We start from the raw sequence: 20,016 nt of genomic DNA on the forward strand, positions 1-20,016 counted from the left end.
AACTTGTACAACTTTTATAAAATCTTAAAATTTGTTTAAATTTTTAGTTTACAGTCCGTAAATGCAATAATCTTTTGTAATTTTACACCATGGAATTAAGCATTGGAGAAATGGCACTCATTGCCATTGCAATCGTTGTATTATTCGGTCCGGATAAACTGCCACAGATTGCGCGTGACTTAGGTGCAGGCGTAAGAAAAATGCGTGGGGCAGTGGAAGATATCAAAACTGAAATCATGAAGGAAACAGATAACCCTGTTTCTGAAATCAAACGTGAGATTGAAAAGGTAAAAGATGCTGCAAAAGATTTCAACCCGATGAATGATATCAAGAAAGATATTCTTACGGAGCCTTCTTCCGTTGCTTCTAATGAGCCTCCAAAACCGAAGCCGGCAGATGATGATACTTACGAAGGACCTGTAAGCAGATAATCATGGAGGAGATTATTCAGGAAGATAAGAAGGTATTTCTTTACCTTAATAATTTGGGCGATTCATCTTTCGACCAGTTTTGGATGCTGATTTCCAGTACCTGGATCTGGGTGCCTCTTTATATTATATTTCTTTATTTTTTATACAAAAGTTATAAACTAAGATCTTTAGTTTTTATCCTTATATTTTTGGCTATTGGTGCAACGGTTTCTGATCAGTTGGCCAGTGTTTTCAAATATGGTGTGGCAAGGCTCAGACCCTGTCATGATCCTACTTTGGAACATCATATGAGAATCGTGAAATGCGGTGGACAGTTTGGGTTTTATTCTGCCCATGCTTCCAATACCTTCTTTTTGGCTTCTTTTTTAAGTATTTTATTGAAAAATAAACTTAAATGGTTTCCATATGCTATATTTGTATGGGCTATAGTGGTTTCCTACAGCCGAATATATTTAGGAGTGCATTTCCCGATAGATATTTTGGTGGGGGCGTTTGTTGGATCTTTATTGGGAGTGATATTTGGTGCACTCGCCAAAAAAGTGATCAATAAACAATCTATAACCTCATGAAAAAAATTGTATTACTAGTAACTTCCCTCAGTATTTCCCTTAATTTCTATGCTCAGGATAAAAAACTGGCTGAAGAATGTTTTAACAAAGCTGATTATAAATGTGCCGAAGAGCAGTATTTAAAACTGGCAGAGAAAGAACAGATCCAAAAATTTCAATCGGAATATTACGATTATCTGGGTACGGCTCAGAGAAGACTTGGGAAGACCACTCAGGCTTTTAAATCCTATGAATCTGCCCTGAAAGCAAATCCATTGTCGGTTTCTGTTTACGCTAATCTTTCTTCACTGTACAGTCAGAAAGGAAATAAGGTGAAAGCGCTGGAATATATAGAAAAAGGGCTTCAGGTGAATGCTGAAACTCCGGATTTATATCTTACGCGTTCCAAAATTTACGATAGTCAAGGAAAAAAGGATCTTGCCATCAAAGATCTTAATCAGATTCTGACTTTTGCTCCTGATAATCTTTTTGCAAAGACCGGACTGGCCAATCTTAAAAAAAATAATGGTGACCTTGACGGAGCTTTAAAAGATTATAATCAACTTCTTGCAGAAAAACCGGAATCACTGCTTTACAACGGCCGGGCAGACGTTTATTTTAAAATGAAAAAATATAAGGAAGCACTGATTGACGCCAATAAAGCGATTTCCATAGACCCAAAATTTGCCCAGTCCTATGTGAGTAAAGCTATGATTTTGTTCGATACTTCCAAACCTAAGGAAGCTTGCGAAAATTTAAATAAAGCTGTAGCTCTCGGCTATGAAAAAGCTGTATTGACCGATGTTTATGCTAAATGTGTAAAGAAATAAATTACAAAATTCCGATCCAGATCATTTAAATAAATCCATACTAAAAAAACGAATAAAGAGATAGAGAGATGTTGAATATTGTTCTTGTAGAACCCGAAATCCCTAACAATACAGGAAATATCGGAAGATTATGTGTAGGAACCGAAAGCAGATTACACCTGATTCATCCATTTGGATTTGTAATTAATGATAAAAACCTGAAACGTTCCGGATTAGACTATTGGGTGCATCTCGATGTTACTGAATATGCGGACATAGAAGAATGGATTGGCAGCATTCCTGATCTGTCGCGTGTTTTTCTAATGAGTTCACATGCTGAAAAATCATATCTGGAAACTGATTTTCAAGATGGTGATTGGCTGGTTTTCGGAAAGGAAAGTGTAGGATTGAGTAAAGAGGTGCTGGATCGTTTTGAAAATCATTTAACGATTCCTATGTCGAAGCTTATCAGGAGTTTCAATATTGCTAATTCCGTTGCTTTTGTAGTAGGGGAGGCAAAGAGACAGATCGGCCTGAAATAAAAAAGAGGTTGTCCCAAAAATGTCATTCTGAATGAAATGAAATGTAATGAAGAATCCCATACTTTTGGTTATAATGAGATTCTTCCTTCGTCAGAATGACAAAAGCCAATTATTTGACTTTTGGGACAATCTTTTTTGTTTTAATCATTATGATAAGGTTTTCCCTGTAGAATCTGATCAGCGCGGTAGAGCTGTTCCACAATAAACAGGCGGATCATCTGATGGGTAAAAGTCATTTTAGATAAAGACATTTTTTCATTCGCTCTGCTGTAAATTTCTTCAGAAAAACCATAGGCTCCTCCAATCAGAATATGTACTTTTTTCACAGAAGAATTCATCCAGGTATCAATTTTTTGAGAAAATTCACGACTGGTAAACTGTTTTCCTTTTTCATCAAGAATAACAACCAGATCATTTTTATCAATATGGTTTAAGAATAACTTGGCTTCCTCTTTTTTAAGAAGATCAGAAGATAGGTTTTTAGCATTTTTAACATCCGGTATTTCGGTAATTTCAAAATTCCAGTGTTTGGGTAAACGGTTGAGATAATAACTGATTAAAGAGGTGATTTCCTTATCATCCGTTTTACCGATACAAAGTAAACTGATTCGCATTGTGTGAGAAATTTCAGAGTGCAAAGATAGGGTTTCGTGGCGAATTTGTTGCTGGTTTCGGGTTACGAGTTGCGAGTTACAGATTATATTAGTTGCTGGTTACCTATATAACGTTAAACTCTAAACTTTAAACCTTGAGTTCTCAGACTCTCAAATTCACCCCTAATCCCTAAAACCTGCCACCTACTACCTAACATCTGCCACCTATCTTTTCCCTATTTAATTTAATTCCCCTACATTTGTATAAAGACAAACAGATCGATGAGTGTAAAGATTCCTAAATTTATTTTGAAGATTCAAGAGTTTTTTGACAGCATCCATATTCCTGTTTTGGGAATATCGCTTTGGCAGATGTTTCAGATCTATATTTCAGGGATTTTCAAAGGAAAAATAGGAAGAAAAGCGGCGGCTATTTCCTGGAGCTTTACCATAAGTTTGTTTCCTTTTATTCTATTCTTACTTTCTGTTTTGCCTTATATGCCGCATTATGATAAGCTGCAGTTCTATATTTTTGACGTATTGATGCATAATGTTTTCCCTTCCAATATGGAGGGTGATGTAAGAGGGTATATAGAAAACAATATTATCCCGAATATGAGAGGGATCAGTAATCTGACGATTGTTTTAGCGCTAGTTTTTGCTACCAATGGCACGTTTTCCCTGATTAATGGTTTTAATGAAAATTCGGATGAAAAACTGAGCGATGTAAAGGAGTTTATTCTTTCGTTCTTTATCACTATAGGTTTTATTACTATTGTTTTTCTAGCCCTTTTCGGGGTGTATTATGTGGAGGTGGTAATGAAGCTCTTTACACCGGCTTATGACATTACATGGCTTGTAGATAACCTTTCCAGTATCATTGGATTCGTTTCATTTCCTCTTTTTTACTTTATACTCCTGACCTTATTTTATTGGCTGGGAACAGTGAAAATTACAAGATTTCGTCAGGCAGTTCCTGGTGCTATTTTAACGACTGTTCTGTTTGTGGTGACTACTTATATCTTTGCCATTTATGTAAAAGATATTGCAAGATATAACGTGCTCTATGGATCCATCGGAAGTATGATTCTGCTGATGGTTTGGGTAAATGTGAATGTATATCTCCTTTTATTCGGGAACGAATTGAATATGGCCATCAGAAAGCTCAGAATAGAAAAGCTGCTGTCTGATGAAATTCAAAAAGAAACGATGCATTATCACAGTCTGATTACAGAACCTGATTTTGATGGCGATGAAGAACATAGAAGAAAACTTGAAAACCGGAAAAAAGATTAATTCTCTTCCAGATCAGGATTTTCTTTTGAACTTACACTCAATATAATAAATCCTGCAATGGCAGCCACAAAAGAAGCAATCAAAATCGCAAATTTTGCTTCATCCTGAATATGAAGTTCACCTTTAAAGGAAAGCAATGCAATAAAAATGGACATGGTAAATCCGATTCCTGCCAACAAACCCACCCCAATCATTTGAAGCCAGTTACTGTTCTGAGGCAGAGAACTCAGCTTTAATTTAATAGCAATCAGTGAGAAAAGGTTGATTCCAATCAGCTTTCCTAATATCAAACCGCAAATAATACCCAATCCTAATGTACTGGTAAGGCCAGCCACCATATCATTGGAAAAAGTGATATTGGTATTGGTTAAAGCAAATATCGGCATGATCAGAAAACTTACCGGAATGTGAAGTAGGTGCTCCAGTTTTTCCAGTGGCGAAATTTCTACATTCGAAGCATTGGTAGGAATCGAAAAGGCTAATAAAACACCTGCTATCGTTGCGTGAATTCCGGAATGATGAAGGAAATACCATAGAAACAATCCCGGAATGATGTAAAATATCGTTTTGGTTACTTTTAAAAAATTTAAAATAAACAGTAGGGCTGTCACTCCAAAAGACAATAAAAGATAGGTCCAATGAATCTGTTCGGTGTAGAAAATAGCAATTACAAGGATAGCCCCAAGATCGTCTACAATTGCCAGAGCTGCTAAGAATATCTTAATGGAATTCGGGATTTTTTTACCCAACATTGAAATAATAGCCAGCGAGAAAGCAATATCTGTAGCCATCGGAATCCCCCAACCATTGCTGTATTCTGTTCCTGTATTGAAGATACTGTAGATAACAGCCGGAACAAGCATTCCGCCTACTGCAGCAAAAATGGGAAGGGAGGCATTTTTAAAAGAGGAAAGTTCACCTTCCACGAGTTCACGTTTTATTTCAAGGCCTACCAGAAGGAAAAATATAGCCATTAATCCGTCGTTGATCCAGATGCTGACTGGGTATTCCAATCCGAAAAGATGAGTGCCCACTTCCTTGTCTAAAAAATGCTGAAAATTCTCTGCAGCAGAAGAGTTGGCAATAAGTAATGAAATAAACACACAGAAAATAAGAATAATTCCTGAGGACTGACTGTTATTGAAAAATTTTTTAAAATATAAAGATAAATTCATGTTTACGATTGTAGTCGTCTCACTCTTGAAACACCATTAATACTTTTAAGTTTTTTAAAGGTCTCTTCCAACTGACCTTTGTTTTTGACTTCGAGATTGATATTTCCTGTGAAAACACCATTGTTGGATTCAATAGACATACTCTTCATATCCATTCCCATACTTCCACTGATGACAGTAGTGATATCATTAATCATACCCATTCTGTCAAGTCCTTCAATTTCAATTTTTACTCTGTTTTTAAAGCTTTCTGCATTCACCCATTTGGCAGGGATAACACGATAGTCATACTGCGCTCTCAGATTGATGGCATTCGGACAGGTATCACTGTGAACCTTAATTCCGTCTGAGATGGTAATGAATCCGAAAATTTTGTCTCCAGGAATCACTGTACAGCATTTTGCATAGCTGTAATTCAGTTTTTCTTCATCTTTTCCAAAGACAATCATATCAAGGTTTTCTTCTTTATGTTCCTCGAAATGCTGACTCTTATTAGATGATTTTCTGAATCTTGAAAGTAAGTTGTTGAATACGTTTTTACTTTCAATATATTTTCTCAGGCTGCTTACGTCCAGTTCGTTACTTTGGAACTTAAGGAAGAGTTCTTGTGAAGATTTTAAATTAAAGAACTTTTGAAGTTTATTAATTTCCTCATCATTGAAATTGATTTTTGCATGACGAAGCTTTCTCTGCAGAATTTCTTTTCCTTCTTCTACCAATTGGTTTTTCTGAGAGTTCAGATAACTTTTGATCTTGGATTTGGCTTTCGAAGTTACTACGAATTCCAGCCAGTCAGACTTTGGTTTCTGATTTTGTGAAGAAAGAATATCTACCTGATCTCCGTTTTGAAGGATATAGGAGATTGGAACCAGTTTTCCGTTGATTTTTGCTCCCAAACATTTCATTCCCAAGTCGGAATGGACGGAGAATGCAAAATCCAGGGCAGTAGCATTGGTTGGCAGAATTTTAATTTCTCCTTTCGGGGTAAAGACAAATACCTCTTTGGAATATAAATTAAGTTTAATATTATCCAAAAGCTCCGAAGTGGAGAGGTTTTGCTGTTGTTCCAGTACTTCACGGATTTCTGTTACCCATCTTTCAAAGTTTCTGTCATCAGAACTCTGTTTATACCCTTCTTTGTATTTATAGTGAGCGGCAACTCCTTTTTCAGCAATTTCGTCCATTCTTTCCGAACGAATCTGTACTTCAATCCATTTTCTGTCCGGCCCTAGAACAGTTAAGTGTAAACTCTCATATCCTGTAGAACGGGGCTGGGTAATCCAATCACGCATTCTTGAAGGGTTGCTGTGGTATACATCCGTAACGATAGAGTAGATTTTCCAGGCCAGGAACTTTTCATTTTTCGCATCTGATTTATAAATAATTCTGATGGCATAGTTATCAAAAACTTCTTCAAAGGAAACTCCCTGTTTCAGCATCTTTCTGTAAATGGAGGAGATAGCTTTTGCACGGCCTTTGATTTTAAAGTTTAAACCTTCTTCGTTAAGCCTTTCTGATACTTCTTTGGTAAATTCATTAATATATCTTTCACGGCTTTCTTTGGCAAGTTCCAACTTTTCCGTGATTTCATTATATACTTCCGGGCTGTTATATTTTAAGGAAAGATCTTCCAGCTCAGATTTGATGTTGTACAACCCAAGACGGTGAGCCATCGGGGCATAGATATAAACCGTTTCTGAGGCGATTTTTTTCTGCTTGTCCGGAGCCATGCTTTCCAGCGTTCTCATATTGTGAAGGCGGTCTGCGATTTTGATCAGAATAACCCTGAAATCCTCAGATAACGTCAACAACAGTTTTCTGTAATTTTCAGACTGTACAGAAATATTCTGATGATTCATGATGGATATTTTGGTCAATCCATTCACGATACTGGCAATCTTTTCGCCAAAGATTTTTTTCAGATCTTCGTAGGTATAATCGGAGTCTTCAATCACGTCATGCAAAAGTGCACAGGCAATAGAAGTTGCACCCAGACCAATCTCTGTAGCTACAATTTTAGCAACAGCAATAGGGTGGTAGATGTAAGGTTCTCCGGATTTTCTCCTTTGATCCTTGTGGGCATCCAGAGCAATGTCGAATGCCTTTCGGATGAGCTTATTATTTTCCTCATCCAACGTTCTGTATGTATTAGAAATCAGATCCTTATATCTTGCAAGGATCTCCTTATTCTCTTGTTCTAAATCGTAACTCATTTGTGCGCATGCCTATAATAAGACGAAAATACGAAATTTTTTAGTTTTTTCAAAGATAAAAGATCCGCAGTATGCACTGCGGATCTTCGGCTATTAGATTTTATATCGATTAGAATTTCACTTCAGAATTTATACCGTCGCTTGACGTTTTGATTTTAATATCAGGGCTGTTCTGAATTTCAGCTCTGTTTCTTGCATCAATATACTTTTTAATGGTATCATAATTCGTTTCATTGATGTTCATATTTTCAAATAAGTATGATTTCAATGCTGCATTCTGAATAAATGCATTCCGTGCAAGGTCAATCTGATTGATATCATTTACGGTAACACTTGCCAGATATTGGGAATTATTAGAACCACTATTAAGGTATACAATGTAATCTGAATTTTCAAATCCTGAATTCTCCAGATCGTTTTCCAGTTTTTTGTAGTCGCTGTGATGATCAAATAGTCCAGCTAATATATGTGACATAGTTAATTGGTTTTAAAGTTATGACTAAAGTTAGTAATAATTTTCCGATTATCATTGTATTTAAGGTAATATAATTTGTTAATTAATATTCTGTTTTCAATAGAAAATGATAATATTTAAGAATAATTATTGAACATGTGTTTAATTTTAACAATTAAGTAATTGTTGATTTTAATGATTGGAAGTTCGAGTATATTATTGATCTTTAGAAAGAATAGTGAGTTTTAATCTATTTTAATTCTAATTTATCTATCGTTTTAAAAAAAGATTAATCCATAATAGAATTTAAAGTTTTAAAGCAAATAAAAAATGCCCTGGAAATAACTTCCAAGGGCTTCTATGGTTAAAAAAATGATTGAATGTTCTAAACTGACAGATGCTTTCATCTTCTCAAATCTGGCATATAATCTCTTCTCAACTTTTCCTACAGATTTCATAAATCCTTCAGTTGATCTTAAAATCTTTCCAGCTCTAATACCACTAACTGCTGAAAGAAACGTTGAAGCATTTATTTTGTTTATATTAGATAATTTATTATACTCATCTATTATCATATTAGCATTTCCTAATTGTCCATTTAAATGTTTTTCTGAATCTTTAAAAAAGTCTTCCGTTTGATATTTCATTAAAGAGTTGCTTGCACTTTCTATATCATTTGTAAGTCCTATTAAGCCATTATTTACAAATTTCAGGATATTAAACCCACCAACTCCCTTCACAAAATTACCTTCTTCATCGTAACTATCAGGTATATCAGTCCACCATTTCATAGTTCCATTAGAATTGGTTAAGCCAAATGTTCCTCCATTTCTCCATGCAGCCATTAGATCTGCATATGTTTGTGTATTGCCAAACGGGGTATAGCTTCCGCCGCCTTCGTTATAATGCATACCATCATAGGTACTGAACGACATCGTAGGTTTATACTGTGAACCGTGAAGATCGAATGTAGCAGGAGGTAGCCCCATGCTTCCATCTTCGTAAATCCATCTTCCGTCTGGGTCAGTATTAGAAATAGGGTTATTAGCTACATATGCATATGTACTTGTAGAAAGATAGCTTTCTGCAAGCTGATCTATCCCGTTCCATCTTCCCAGTTCCGGTATGTATTGTCTCCATCCATAATCAAACAATCCTGTTTCCTGAAGCTCTTTATCATTGTACTTGTAGCTGTAGAAACTTCCAAAACCTGAATTGCTGAACGAATTTGAAATATGGTTCAGTCCAAAAGGATAGTAGTTGTTGGTATCGATAATTTCGGGAGCACCTTCGCTGTTTTTCGCAAAACTTACCCTGGCATTTCCAAGGTAATTTTACCAATGTTTCAAACAAAATAGAGTATTGAAAATCAATACTCTATTTTGTTTGAAACATTATCTATTAGTTTTTATCTTTCATTTGTTTTTGATATAAAATCATTTGTGGTATAAATAATAACAAAATAGATAAGGAGACAGGATTAAATCCTTTTAACACTGTAAAAATTATAACAATGATAGCTGATACAATGAGTATTATTGAATTTATTCTATATGCTAACTTTAAATATCCTTTTTCAGCGAATTCATCCCAACTATCAATTATTTTAACATCATTTTTTTTAGTATCATTTTTCAATCTATTAATAAATTTTTCTGCAGCTTCAGATTTAATTTTAGAATTATTGATATAAATTACAGTATCCTCTGTCTTTATTTTTCTTAAAAGTCTTTCTTCATCTAAAACAATAGTTTTTATATCATTAATTTTAATAGATTTAATAGGATTATAATTAAACATAAACTTTTTTTTCCACTCAAAAAACAATTCGTTCTCATTAATAGATATTTTGAGAGTACCAACCATATAGTAGTACATTAAAAAAATACTAATAATTATAAACAAAACCGAAACTATAAATGAATTTGTTTCTGCTCCTATAAATATTGCAGTTAAAAAAAATATAGGCAATAAAAAAAGACATAGTAAGATTCTTGATTGCCTAAAAATTATGATATTATATTCTTGCATTGTTTGTTATTAAGGTTGTTGTGTTAAATCATAAATCATTGTTCCGGTACCATAAGCAAGAACACCAATACCAATAGCCCATCCAACAGGGTTGGAGACAAGTCCCACCGCAACTAAAGCTGTTGTACCTAGACCAATTGCACCTACAGTAGCATCAACAACATCTCTATGACTGAAAACTTCACTTGCTCCACCTTCTTTGTATTGATTATAGACTTTACTTGCTGAATAAGCTGTAGTAACAATTGACGCGGCTACACCTAAATTTTTAAAAACACTAAGATATTTAGATCCAGTGTAACCTAATGCTCCTAGAGTTCTTAATTCTTGTGCCGTTTTATTTAATGCATTAAACTCATTTATTGTTAATCCGGCACTTCTTCTAATACCAGCTTCAAATAATTGTATTTTTACATCATTAGCAAAACCTAAAGGACCTAATCTTTTAGTAAATCCATCTAAAAATTGATCCCTTTCATACAGTTTCATTTTATGAATTATGATTTCTTGTGCCCCTATTTCAATTTCACCATTTACAATCCCGCGATATTCTGGCTCATCACCATCTGTCCACCAACTCATATATCCGTTACGAGTTGTTAACGAAAATTTTTGACGATTTTGAAGTGCGGTCATTAAATCTATATAAGCCCCTGTCTTTCCAAATGGTGTGTATTGTACCCCGGCACCTTCATTAGTATGCATACCATCATACGTACTGAATGACAAGAGAGGTTTATACTGAGAGTCATGAAGCCCCCATGTGGGAGGAGCTTGCCCTATGTTTCCATCATCATTAAACCATCTTCCGTCTACATCAAATTGTGAAACAGGATTATTCGCAACATATGCATAAGTACTTGTAGAAAGGTAGCTTTCAGCAAGCTGATCTATCCCGCTCCATCTTCCTAAATCCGGCATATATTGTCTCCAGCCATAATCAAACAATCCTGTTTCCTGAAGCTCTTTATCATTATACTTGTAGCTGTAGAAACTTCCAAAACCTGAATTGCTGAACGAATTTGAAATATGGTTCAGTCCAAAAGGATAATAGTTGTTGGTATCTATAATTTCAGGAACGCTTGCGATGCTTTAAAAATAGAATTTTGGTTTTCAATACTTTATTTCGTTGCTAATATGTTTGAAATATTATTATTTCATTAAATTAAATTCGTTATCATCAATTTCTCTTTCTAAATATCCAATCACTTTATCAAAATTGTCATTTAAATAGAACATTCCATAATATTTTTCTCCTAATAAGGTTACGAATTTCAATCTATCCCCATTATAATTTTCTAAGTTTAAGATTAAGGTTCCCATTTCATTAGATAACTTATTATTTCCAGTTCGGATAGCACTATACTGTCTAATTTTATATATTCCAATCAGATTTTCTTTTTCAAAATTATTACTATCGCTTATCTTAATTTTATAATTTTCAAAAGTTTTTAAAAATTTTCTATTTTCTTTAATTAAATTAAAAATTTTTTCTTTCATTAACATATTTTGAAGTTTTTATTTTTATCTGGGTAAGACATACTCAACTTTCGCTCCATATACTACACCAGGCACCAGCCATTCAGCTTCTTGTGGATTATGTGGATTAGGGAGTACTGTACCCACTCTAAATTGCTTAGAAATGATAATTCCTGGAATTCTATTTTGATACATTGCTACACCTGTAGCAAAATCTCTAGCAGATTCTTTACTTGTACTCCAACTGGTCCAAATACTTAAATTATCTCCTCCAGCATGAGCTTCCATATCACTGTGAGGCCCCCATGTAGTAGCAACTTGTCTAAAACCATTTGGTATAGCAATACCTTGTGATGCTTCAAAATACATTGAGCCCTTAGCTTTTGATGAAACTCCTCTATACAAAGTAATCATTTCTCCTGGAGTTGGTTCATCAGCTGTTGTTGTAACAGGAATATCAGTAGCACCCGTAAGAGGTATATCATAACCACTGGCATGTGAGCTATCTCCATTAAGCATTAAAGGTAAACTCCATAATCCCAATCTTGCATAGCCAGCTATTTCTGCTACAGTTGAGCCAAATTCTACTGAAGGAGCGAGCCCTTCAAATGTAGCAGCTCCGACAGTGAGAACACCAGCAACCGCACGTTTACTTTTACCAAATATCTTTTTAACAAAATTACCTATTGTCTTAAAAATATTAGGTTTAGGTCCTTGTGCAATTCTGTTATTTCCATTATCCGTAACACCCGCACCTTCATTAGTGTGCATACCATCATTCGTGCTGAATGTCATCATAGGTTGATACTGAGAACCGTGAAGTCCCCATGTGGGAGGAGCTTGCCCTATGCTTCCATCCTCATTAAACCATCTTCCGTCTACATCAAAGCTTGATACAGGATTATTGGCTACATAAGCAAATGGACTGGTAGAAAGATAGCTTTCTGCAAGCTGGTCTATCCCGTTCCATCTTCCCAAATCCGGCATATATTGTCTCCAGCCATAATCAAACAATCCTGTTTCCTGAAGCTCCTTATCATTATACTTGTAACTATAGAAGCTTCCGAAACCTGAATTGCTGAACGAATTTGAAATATGATTCAGCCCAAAAGGATAGTAGTTGTTGGTATCTATAATTTCAGGAACACCTTCGCTGTTTTTTGCAAAACTTACCCTGGCATTTCCAAGGTGGTCTATATATTGGTAAATATAGCGGTTTTCTGTGAAACTGTAATATCCTGCTGCTGTAGAAACAAAATCCAGCTTCCATTCCGGGGTTGGATTTCCAGGAAACACAAATGACGCATTTTTATACGCCTGCTGTTCAAAGGCACTTTCTGTTCTGCATTCAAGACATATTCCGCCTCCTTCAGTGTAGGTATACTGGAAGCCATCCAGATAGTCTGTAATACGGGTAGTGGTAGATCCTCTTGGTGGTGCGCTTGAATAAGTTTTACGCAGTTTGGTTCCGTCAGCACGATAAAGATAGTTTATTGTGCTGTAACTCATTTGCCCAAATGTACTTGATTGCTGAATGATATACTGGTTGGAAAGATTCAGATAATTGTATTGAATAGACTGTATTCCTTTATCCAGCATATCTTTCATGTTTCCGTTCTGATCATAGGTAATAGGGTTATTTCCTCCTTCATATCCTGAATCATTCAATGCATTTTCGGTTACTTTAGTCAATTGATTTCCAGTATAATCATATACCAAGTCATCTGCCTGTGTAGCTGTGTTCCCGGTAATTGGGAATGCATTTCTTTTTAGAGTTTTGATGTTTCCGTTCAGATCATAAGTAAGGTGTTCATTGTAATAATTGTTAAACGGAATTGCTGCATTAGGCTCTGAATAGACAGCATCCTTTAGCCTGTTTAGCCCGTCATAACTGTAGTTATATCTTTTCAATACATCTTCGGAAGCATTTTTCCAGTCTACCTCTGTGATCATTCCCGAGAATTTTCCAGGAGCTACATTGGGGTTTACCGGATTGAAATATTTCATTTCATACCCAAACAATTTGCCGTTCAAATTGGAGGGGTCATTGATCTTGGTATTCCATCCTCTGATATTATAAGTATAGTCTATATTCTGTAATGGCTGTGATGGGCTGGTTCCACCCAGTTTTCTGTTTTTTAGCTGTGAAAGCTCATTGTATTCATTTTGTATCAGAATTTCTTCAGGATTGGAATCAATCTGATGTTTATGCACCAATAATCTGTTTTGCTGGTCATAGGTAAAAGTCTGGGTAATTACTTTTTCAGGATCTGTTGCCAGTCTTTTGTGCCATACTTTGCTCTGTTGGGGCATGCCTGCAAAGTCAAGTAATGATTCTGTTTTGGAATACCCGCCTAAATGGTTAATAGAATGAGTTCCGATTACTCTTCCTTTAGAATCGTAGTAGTTATAATTTTTTGTCCAGTTATCATCTTCAATATTCTTTACAAGGCTCATTACGGGAAGGCTTTTTGTGCTTACCGCATTGGCTGTGGAATTATCAGATAGCAAAGTTTTTCCCATAATTGCACTAGGGAAAGCAGGATTGAAACTGTAAGAAGGATAGGTATCATAATAATTAATGCTTACAACTTTCATACTTCCTGTGGGGAAAGCACTTTTAGTATAATAAACATCCATTCCACCTGAAGCAAATGATGTTGTGCTCCTAGCCTCATTATTTGCCTCATTGGCAGACATATTATTCAAAGCCGTCTGCATAGCTGTTCTGGCTGCCGTATTGGCAAAAAATCCGGTATAAGCCACTCTTCCAAACTGATCGTATTTGGTGAACATCCAGCCTTTGGCAGCAAAATTATTCGTGTTTGTTCTTAAGTTGGCATCTTGCGCCAGTACCAGTCTGTTTTGCTTATCATACACCATAAATTCCCAGCCTTTTCCTGGTATTTTCTTTTCCACGAGCCTGTTCCAGCCATCATAGCGGTACTGGTAGCAAAGATTATCTACAATGGCAGTGGTTAAAGCAGAGGCAGAAGCCAATGGGGGAAGGGTATAAGCCAATCCGCCATATTCGTTGTATACATAGTACGTATCTGCGTTCTGGGTTCCGTCTTTTTTTCTGGTTAAGATGGTCTGTCCTTTTTTATTTTTAAATTGGGTGGTTATATTACCGTCTTCATCTGTAACCGTGGATTTGTATAATGTGTTTTCGGGATAGGTTCCTGAAAGACTCAGTTCGCTGTTAGTTCTTCCTTCCGGCCAGCTTGTGACCACTGTGTATTTTTTTACCGCATCTGCTGAGGTGTTGGCATCATAAGAAAACTGTACGGGATGCCCAGACCAGTCATTCCCAACCTGTTTTTGCTGTTGTGGTCTTCCCATAGGAGAAGATTCCAGCACTTTTTCGGCATAGATTTTTTCATTTCCATATATTGAAGCAGCGTTGGAAAGCGGGTTGGCATATAAAGCCCCATTTTGCGTCCCTGGCTGCGGAACGGGAAGGTAGCTTTTCACCTGTCTTCCATAGGCGTCATATTCTATGGGAACAGCAATGTCTTTTCCGGAGGGTGTTGCTTTTATAGCGATGGTTTGCTTAGCTCTTCCCAGCCCGTCAAGATATTGTACGGATTCTGTTTTTTTGGAACAGTCTTCCGTTAAGCAGGTTTTTTCATAAATATAATTTTCTGTCTGTGTAAGGCTGGTCTGCGCAAAGGTAAAACCTGCCATAAACAAATTGAGGAGGAGTATTATTTTCTTCATTGTGTTTAGTTTTTGTAGTTGTATTGGTATTCTTTCAGGGTTACACCGTTCATATCCACTATTTTTTGTAATCGGTTATTTGCATCGTACTTGTAAATTACCCTGATTCCGTTAGGTGGAGTAGTAGTAGTGGTTCCTATGAGTGGATCATAGGTGGTGGTGGTGATTTGAAAGTCTTTCAATGCGGCTGTTTTTCTGAAATTATCCAATGCTGTAAGGAGTGCCTGTTCGTTGGCAGGGTTTTGAGCATCTGCATTGGAAGCATCTACAATAGCCTGAATGTAAGGGGTTACCTGTGCATATGTTGCTCCATCTATCTTAGCAATAGGCTGTGTTTTGTCATATCCATACACAATAGCTGTAGGCATGCCTACGGAAGACGTTAATTGCAGAAGATTTCCTTTTTCATCATAGAGGTCAAATTTCATTGTTGTTTTTGTCGTTCCGTCACTCATGTTAGTGGCTAGCACTGAAGTAGGTAATGTACTGCCTGCATTGTCATATTTTGTCTGTATTTTGGAAAGTGTTTTGCCATCATTTTTTTCTTCCTGTACAACAGGAACGTCCAAAATACGAGCGTTGGAAAGATTGGTATATCCCGTTTCCGGATAGGTATAGAATTGTTCTACGGTATTTCCATCCACTACTTTTTTGGTAGATTCTACGCCAAAATTGAAGGCATTGAAATTCGTTTCCGATTTCTCTTCTATACTTTGTCCGTTATCAAAATAGCTGGTAGAGGTAACCGATGATTTTTTCAGCCATCCTGGCTTGGTAGTTAACGTGTTATTGCTCCAAAGTTGATAATCCCCGATTCCAAAAATTTCTTCAAAAGTGTAATTATTCTGCTCTGAAACCAGAAGTTTATTCTGTGCATTGTACACTTCTTTTTTATCCAGTAATCCTCCGCTGGTTAAAGAATAATAAGGCCAGTTGTCTACAGTTTTAGGATAATCGTCCGGATTTTTATAGTAATACTTTACATAGCCGTTGTTGTTATCAGCCTCCGTTATTTTTACATTTTTATATAATGGGTAGCTGTCAGCATTCGCATCTAATTCCGGAGAGAATAAGACGCCTGATGAAGCCTGGCTGTCTGAAAAACTGTTATACTCAAATCTGGTAGATTTTACAGGATTGGTTTCCGTTTTGCTGTTATAATAATTAATACTGCCGATTCTTATTCCTTTTCCGGTTACCCTGTTAGGGAAAGGCTGAGCAACATGCTCCATCCCGAATAAATTGGCCAAACCTCTTCCTCCGGATCCTGTTACCTGTAAAACATAAGTTCCGGGTGGCAGGTCATATTCTCTTACTGAATAATATTGGTAAGAATAGCACTGGCTTCCCCCTACAACGGCTCCGTCACTGTTATAAATTGTATAATCTACTTTGGGTGGAGTATTGGTGTCCCAATAAAGAGGAACAGGATAGAATTGATCAACACCAAAGACTATAAACACTTTTTTGGTTGGTGTTGTTCCTGAAACCGTAAAAGGATAATTGGGTATTGGTTTAGTGGTATTATACAATATATCCTTGAACGGACTCAAATATTGTAATTCCGGATCTATGAAGCTGTTTCCACTCAAAATAGGATTTGCATAATCTGGCTCATTACGATCCTTATAATATTGATTCGGCTCAAAATTATATTCCACCACTCCTTTGGCTGGACTTATTATTCTCTTTAAAACTCCGTAAACTGCTTTAGGTAACGTGGGCAAAGTAGATTGGTCGCATAAATCATGGGGATTCATTCCCGGAGATTGCGGAGCTGCGGACGCATCATATCCAAATTCTGTGGTTTCAGAAACAGATTCATTCTTATCCAGCTTTTTAAGTTTCAGTAAAGTTCTTAAAGGATTTTCCGTATATTCAAAACCGTAGCCGGAAATCATATGGTTATAATTGTCTTTTAAACTTATTTTCTGAAGCTCATAAGGGTCATTCATACTACCTTCCAAAAAAGAGTCATACAAATAGTCAAATTCAATTTTTCCGAAGCCGGGTGAGGTAATTGTTTTTAACTTACAGGTTTCATAGACCAGTGTGGTGGAATTATTCTTGTATTTTATGTTTTTCTGATACGTAAAATTAGCAAGCTCAACATTATTGGCATCTTTAATCTGAGATAAAAAGAAAGCAGATCTATACACCTTTCCTCCCAATGAATAAACGTTTCTTTCCTGATTGCTCCTGCTGAAATCATTAAAGAAGTATTTTGTGCCGTTTGTATCGGTTATGGTAAAAGAATCAAGGATAAGGGTTGCTGTATTGCTGGTTCTCGTATACTCAATCTTCACTTTATTGGAAGAAAGATTAACCAGCTCAAAAGTATTAATAGTAAGATTCCTAATAAATTTGAATTTTCCAGAAAGGCCAGGAAGATTGTAATAATAAATGTCATCAAAATTATTTTTAACATAATTACCACTAGCTGGATCATCATACATCTCATCAATATCAAGCATTATACTCCTTGAGATAACTCCTCCTGTAAAAACGGTCCATCCCGTACCTGTTTGGCTGGCAGGTTCATTCTGTGAGACATTCATAGGGTTGTAAGACAGTCCTACATTTAAGCTTATCCCGTCATTGTAGGTTGGTATTCCTAACAAAGGAAATGAAATATCAGGAAGCCCCGTTGCATTGGAAACAGGAGTATTGGCATAGGTTGCAAGGGAAGAAACGGAGGGTACAGGCCGGGAAGAATCCCCGAAATTAACCTGTTGTTGCTGAGCATAAAGCTTCCCCATACCAGCAATAAGGATTGCCAGTGAAATGATTGTTTTTTTCATGATCTCGTGTTTATTTCTTGATTAATTTGGCATTCGCCGTTTTATTAGTATCAGTTTTTATAGCTACCAGATAAGCTCCCTGAACTAAAGCCTGGGTATTGATCTTCGTTACTCTGTTCTTTGTTTTTATACTTTGAAGCTGTCTTCCACTCATATCATATAAGAGAATATCAGCATCTTTGAAGTCAAAACCGATTTCTATGTAAGCATAATCTGAGACAGGGTTAGGATAGATTTTGATATCGTATTTTTCAATTAACTGATCAACCTGTTTGTCACCCAGCTTTACAATCTTCCAGTTTTCTTTACCTAATTCTTCTGCGCTGGTTCCGGCAAGAATGATTGAACCATCTCTATTTAATTTTAAATCGGAAAGTCTTTCCTCTTTTTGTCTGGATTCTCCTTTTACGTGTTTTCTCCACTGTTCATTTCCATTTTGGTCGAGATATAACATCCAGAAAGTCTCATCATCGGTTTGTACTCTTCCTTCAGCCTGAGTGTAACCTCCCAGCAGAATGCCTTTAGACTTCTCGCTTCCATCTTCCAGCCTCCCGCCTACAACACTCATTCCCATCAAAATATCGCGGTTTTTGAAGTTGTAGGATTTCTGCCACTGTTCATCGCCTCTTTCGTTTAAAGCAATCAGCCAAAGATCTGTTCCTTCTTCTATTCCTACAGTTTTATTTCCCGATCGTTCTGATCTTGATTCTCCGCCAACGATGAATCCGTTTGAAGTTAAAGCCAATGTTCTGATATGATCGTCACCCTTTCCTCCAAAGTTCTTTTCCCATTCTACTTTTCCGGTTTTGTCTAGCTTAACGATCCAATAGTCGCCTTCACCATAATTGCTACTTGCTTTTGGCATCTGGCTAATGGCTGATGAGTTTGCAGACGCCTGGCTATTCGCTTGTGTGTTGTCGGATCCCGAAACACGAACCTCAGAACTCCTGGAGTAAATTCCCAGTAATGCTCCGCCATCACGAGTTGGAATCATCTTTTCAACTTCGTCTAAGCCTTTTCCGCCTAAAATTAATTGTGATAATTCTTTTCCGTCTTTATCTAGTTTTGTGATCAAAACATCCTTGGAACCGTAACCTTTTAAATCCTGAGCTTGTCGAAGGGCTGTAACATTACCTGCAACAAAGAATCCTAAGTCTGTTGTTTGAATAACAGCTCTTGCTTCTTCATCTGAAGAACTTCCCAATGTTTTCTGCCATAATTCATCCCCAAATTCATTGATTCTGATGAGCCAGATATCAGATCCTCCTTTGGAATCCTCTTTTTTATCCAGACCTTTTCCGGAATAAGAGGTTCCGGCTAATAAAAATCCGCCATCCTGTGTAGTGACTGTTGCTGATAAATAATCGTGATTCTGTCCTGAGAAATATTTTTCCCAGACTTCTTCTCCCTGCTGATTGAGTTTAACCAAATGAAAATCGTAACCGTTGTTTTGTTTTTGGCCTGTTAATCCTGAGCCTGTCGAAGGGTCACTCTGAATCGAGCTGCCTGTGATTAAATATTGCTGATCAATTGTCGTGGTAACCTGGCTTAAAAAATCCTGGGTAGAGGATTTGATATCTTTCTGCCACACTACTTCCTGGGCAGATAGACCCAAGACTGCGCATAAAGAAAATGCACCGAGATAAAGTTTTCTCATTTCAATGTTGTTTTTTTGGAGTTATTAATCCGTTTATTTAAAACTGCGCGAATTTAACACTTTTTAAGATGTGATAATTAAATTAATGTGGTATGCTTTAAATAATACTATTAATAATTGAATACTATTTAAAATGTAATAAAACTCATTTTGTTTTGATGTAAAATTATTTACACGCAGCGACAGAACTTGACGTATTTTTTTAACAATAAAAAAGCCCTGAGAATGACTTCCAGGGTTTCTATTGGTTAAAAAAAATGATTAAAT

General features: G+C 36.3%; 16 protein-coding genes. 5 read left to right on the top strand and 11 right to left on the bottom strand.

Annotated features, from left to right (window positions below):
* The first annotated feature begins 89 nt into the window (after positions 1–89).
* The 4 genes from ACM6F9_RS15500 (at position 90) to ACM6F9_RS15515 (ending at position 2,330) form a co-directional block, all read left to right on the top strand.
* Positions 90–431, top strand: coding sequence for a twin-arginine translocase TatA/TatE family subunit (locus ACM6F9_RS15500; RefSeq protein WP_105701607.1), 342 nt, complete (start codon positions 90–92; stop codon positions 429–431).
* Between the two features lie 2 nt (positions 432–433).
* Positions 434–1,000 carry a phosphatase PAP2 family protein gene (locus ACM6F9_RS15505; protein WP_414846539.1) on the top strand — a complete coding sequence of 189 codons (567 nt, stop codon included), beginning with the start codon at positions 434–436 and terminating at the stop codon, positions 998–1,000.
* Positions 997–1,809: a tetratricopeptide repeat protein gene (locus ACM6F9_RS15510; protein ID WP_414846540.1), complete on the top strand. Its 813-nt coding sequence runs from the start codon at positions 997–999 to the stop codon at positions 1,807–1,809. Before ACM6F9_RS15505 ends, ACM6F9_RS15510 begins: the two co-directional genes overlap by 4 nt.
* Positions 1,810–1,877: 68 nt before the next feature.
* Complete coding sequence (locus ACM6F9_RS15515) at positions 1,878–2,330, top strand: tRNA (cytidine(34)-2'-O)-methyltransferase (protein WP_414846541.1); 453 nt, start codon at positions 1,878–1,880, stop codon at positions 2,328–2,330.
* Between the two features lie 140 nt (positions 2,331–2,470).
* Here the strand turns inward: ACM6F9_RS15515 and ACM6F9_RS15520 are convergent, their stop codons facing one another.
* Complete coding sequence (locus ACM6F9_RS15520) at positions 2,471–2,944, bottom strand: 23S rRNA (pseudouridine(1915)-N(3))-methyltransferase RlmH (RefSeq protein ID WP_105701611.1); 474 nt, start codon at positions 2,942–2,944, stop codon at positions 2,471–2,473.
* A 261-nt stretch (positions 2,945–3,205) separates the two neighbouring features.
* Here ACM6F9_RS15520 and ACM6F9_RS15525 point away from each other — a divergent pair, with 261 nt between their 5' ends.
* Complete coding sequence (locus tag ACM6F9_RS15525) at positions 3,206–4,219, top strand: YihY/virulence factor BrkB family protein (protein ID WP_414846542.1); 1,014 nt, start codon at positions 3,206–3,208, stop codon at positions 4,217–4,219.
* On the opposite strand, the gene nhaA is transcribed toward ACM6F9_RS15525, so the two are convergent.
* The 10 genes from nhaA to ACM6F9_RS15575 form a co-directional block, all read right to left on the bottom strand.
* The gene (gene nhaA, locus ACM6F9_RS15530) at positions 4,216–5,394 is read right to left on the bottom strand and encodes a Na+/H+ antiporter NhaA (RefSeq protein ID WP_414846543.1); all 1,179 of its coding nucleotides are present in this window, start codon (positions 5,392–5,394) and stop codon (positions 4,216–4,218) included. The two genes, ACM6F9_RS15525 and nhaA, sit on opposite strands and share 4 nt — an antisense overlap.
* A gap of 2 nt (positions 5,395–5,396) precedes the next feature.
* Positions 5,397–7,607, bottom strand: coding sequence for a RelA/SpoT family protein (locus ACM6F9_RS15535; RefSeq protein ID WP_414846544.1), 2,211 nt, complete (start codon positions 7,605–7,607; stop codon positions 5,397–5,399).
* A gap of 109 nt (positions 7,608–7,716) precedes the next feature.
* Positions 7,717–8,082 (bottom strand): hypothetical protein, encoded by a 366-nt coding sequence (locus ACM6F9_RS15540; protein WP_414846545.1) that lies wholly within the window; start codon positions 8,080–8,082, stop codon positions 7,717–7,719.
* Positions 8,083–8,375: 293 nt separating this feature from the next.
* The gene (locus ACM6F9_RS15545; RefSeq protein ID WP_414846803.1) at positions 8,376–9,338 is read right to left on the bottom strand and encodes an RHS repeat-associated core domain-containing protein; all 963 of its coding nucleotides are present in this window, start codon (positions 9,336–9,338) and stop codon (positions 8,376–8,378) included.
* Positions 9,339–9,462: 124 nt separating this feature from the next.
* Entirely contained in the window at positions 9,463–10,092 is a 630-nt protein-coding gene (locus tag ACM6F9_RS15550; RefSeq protein WP_414846546.1) for a hypothetical protein, read from the bottom strand.
* A gap of 9 nt (positions 10,093–10,101) precedes the next feature.
* Complete coding sequence (locus ACM6F9_RS15555) at positions 10,102–11,181, bottom strand: RHS repeat-associated core domain-containing protein (protein WP_414846804.1); 1,080 nt, start codon at positions 11,179–11,181, stop codon at positions 10,102–10,104.
* Between the two features lie 63 nt (positions 11,182–11,244).
* On the bottom strand, positions 11,245–11,592 hold the full coding sequence (locus ACM6F9_RS15560) for an enoyl-CoA hydratase (RefSeq protein WP_414846547.1): 348 nt from the start codon (positions 11,590–11,592) through the stop codon (positions 11,245–11,247).
* 24 nt (positions 11,593–11,616) lie between these two features.
* On the bottom strand, positions 11,617–15,291 hold the full coding sequence (locus ACM6F9_RS15565; RefSeq protein ID WP_414846548.1) for a DUF6443 domain-containing protein: 3,675 nt from the start codon (positions 15,289–15,291) through the stop codon (positions 11,617–11,619).
* 5 nt (positions 15,292–15,296) lie between these two features.
* Positions 15,297–18,092 (bottom strand): hypothetical protein, encoded by a 2,796-nt coding sequence (locus tag ACM6F9_RS15570; RefSeq protein ID WP_414846549.1) that lies wholly within the window; start codon positions 18,090–18,092, stop codon positions 15,297–15,299.
* A 10-nt stretch (positions 18,093–18,102) separates the two neighbouring features.
* Positions 18,103–19,749 (bottom strand): T9SS type A sorting domain-containing protein, encoded by a 1,647-nt coding sequence (locus tag ACM6F9_RS15575; protein ID WP_414846550.1) that lies wholly within the window; start codon positions 19,747–19,749, stop codon positions 18,103–18,105.
* Positions 19,750–20,016 lie beyond the last annotated feature (267 nt).

The sequence above is a fragment of the Chryseobacterium sp. IT-36CA2 genome (assembly GCF_949767875.1).
Lineage (GTDB): Bacteria > Bacteroidota > Bacteroidia > Flavobacteriales > Weeksellaceae > Chryseobacterium.

Coding starts and splice junctions, on each gene's coding strand:
- ACM6F9_RS15560 (WP_414846547.1), bottom strand. CDS start 11,592: ATGAAAGAAAAAATTTTTAATTTAATTAAAGAAAATAGAAAATTTTTA.
- ACM6F9_RS15540 (WP_414846545.1), bottom strand. CDS start 8,082: ATGTCACATATATTAGCTGGACTATTTGATCATCACAGCGACTACAAA.
- ACM6F9_RS15525 (WP_414846542.1), top strand. CDS start 3,206: ATGAGTGTAAAGATTCCTAAATTTATTTTGAAGATTCAAGAGTTTTTT.
- ACM6F9_RS15550 (WP_414846546.1), bottom strand. CDS start 10,092: ATGCAAGAATATAATATCATAATTTTTAGGCAATCAAGAATCTTACTA.
- ACM6F9_RS15505 (WP_414846539.1), top strand. CDS start 434: ATGGAGGAGATTATTCAGGAAGATAAGAAGGTATTTCTTTACCTTAAT.
- nhaA (WP_414846543.1), bottom strand. CDS start 5,394: ATGAATTTATCTTTATATTTTAAAAAATTTTTCAATAACAGTCAGTCC.
- ACM6F9_RS15510 (WP_414846540.1), top strand. CDS start 997: ATGAAAAAAATTGTATTACTAGTAACTTCCCTCAGTATTTCCCTTAAT.
- ACM6F9_RS15515 (WP_414846541.1), top strand. CDS start 1,878: ATGTTGAATATTGTTCTTGTAGAACCCGAAATCCCTAACAATACAGGA.
- ACM6F9_RS15535 (WP_414846544.1), bottom strand. CDS start 7,607: ATGAGTTACGATTTAGAACAAGAGAATAAGGAGATCCTTGCAAGATAT.
- ACM6F9_RS15500 (WP_105701607.1), top strand. CDS start 90: ATGGAATTAAGCATTGGAGAAATGGCACTCATTGCCATTGCAATCGTT.
- ACM6F9_RS15570 (WP_414846549.1), bottom strand. CDS start 18,092: ATGAAAAAAACAATCATTTCACTGGCAATCCTTATTGCTGGTATGGGG.
- ACM6F9_RS15565 (WP_414846548.1), bottom strand. CDS start 15,291: ATGAAGAAAATAATACTCCTCCTCAATTTGTTTATGGCAGGTTTTACC.
- ACM6F9_RS15575 (WP_414846550.1), bottom strand. CDS start 19,749: ATGAGAAAACTTTATCTCGGTGCATTTTCTTTATGCGCAGTCTTGGGT.
- ACM6F9_RS15520 (WP_105701611.1), bottom strand. CDS start 2,944: ATGCGAATCAGTTTACTTTGTATCGGTAAAACGGATGATAAGGAAATC.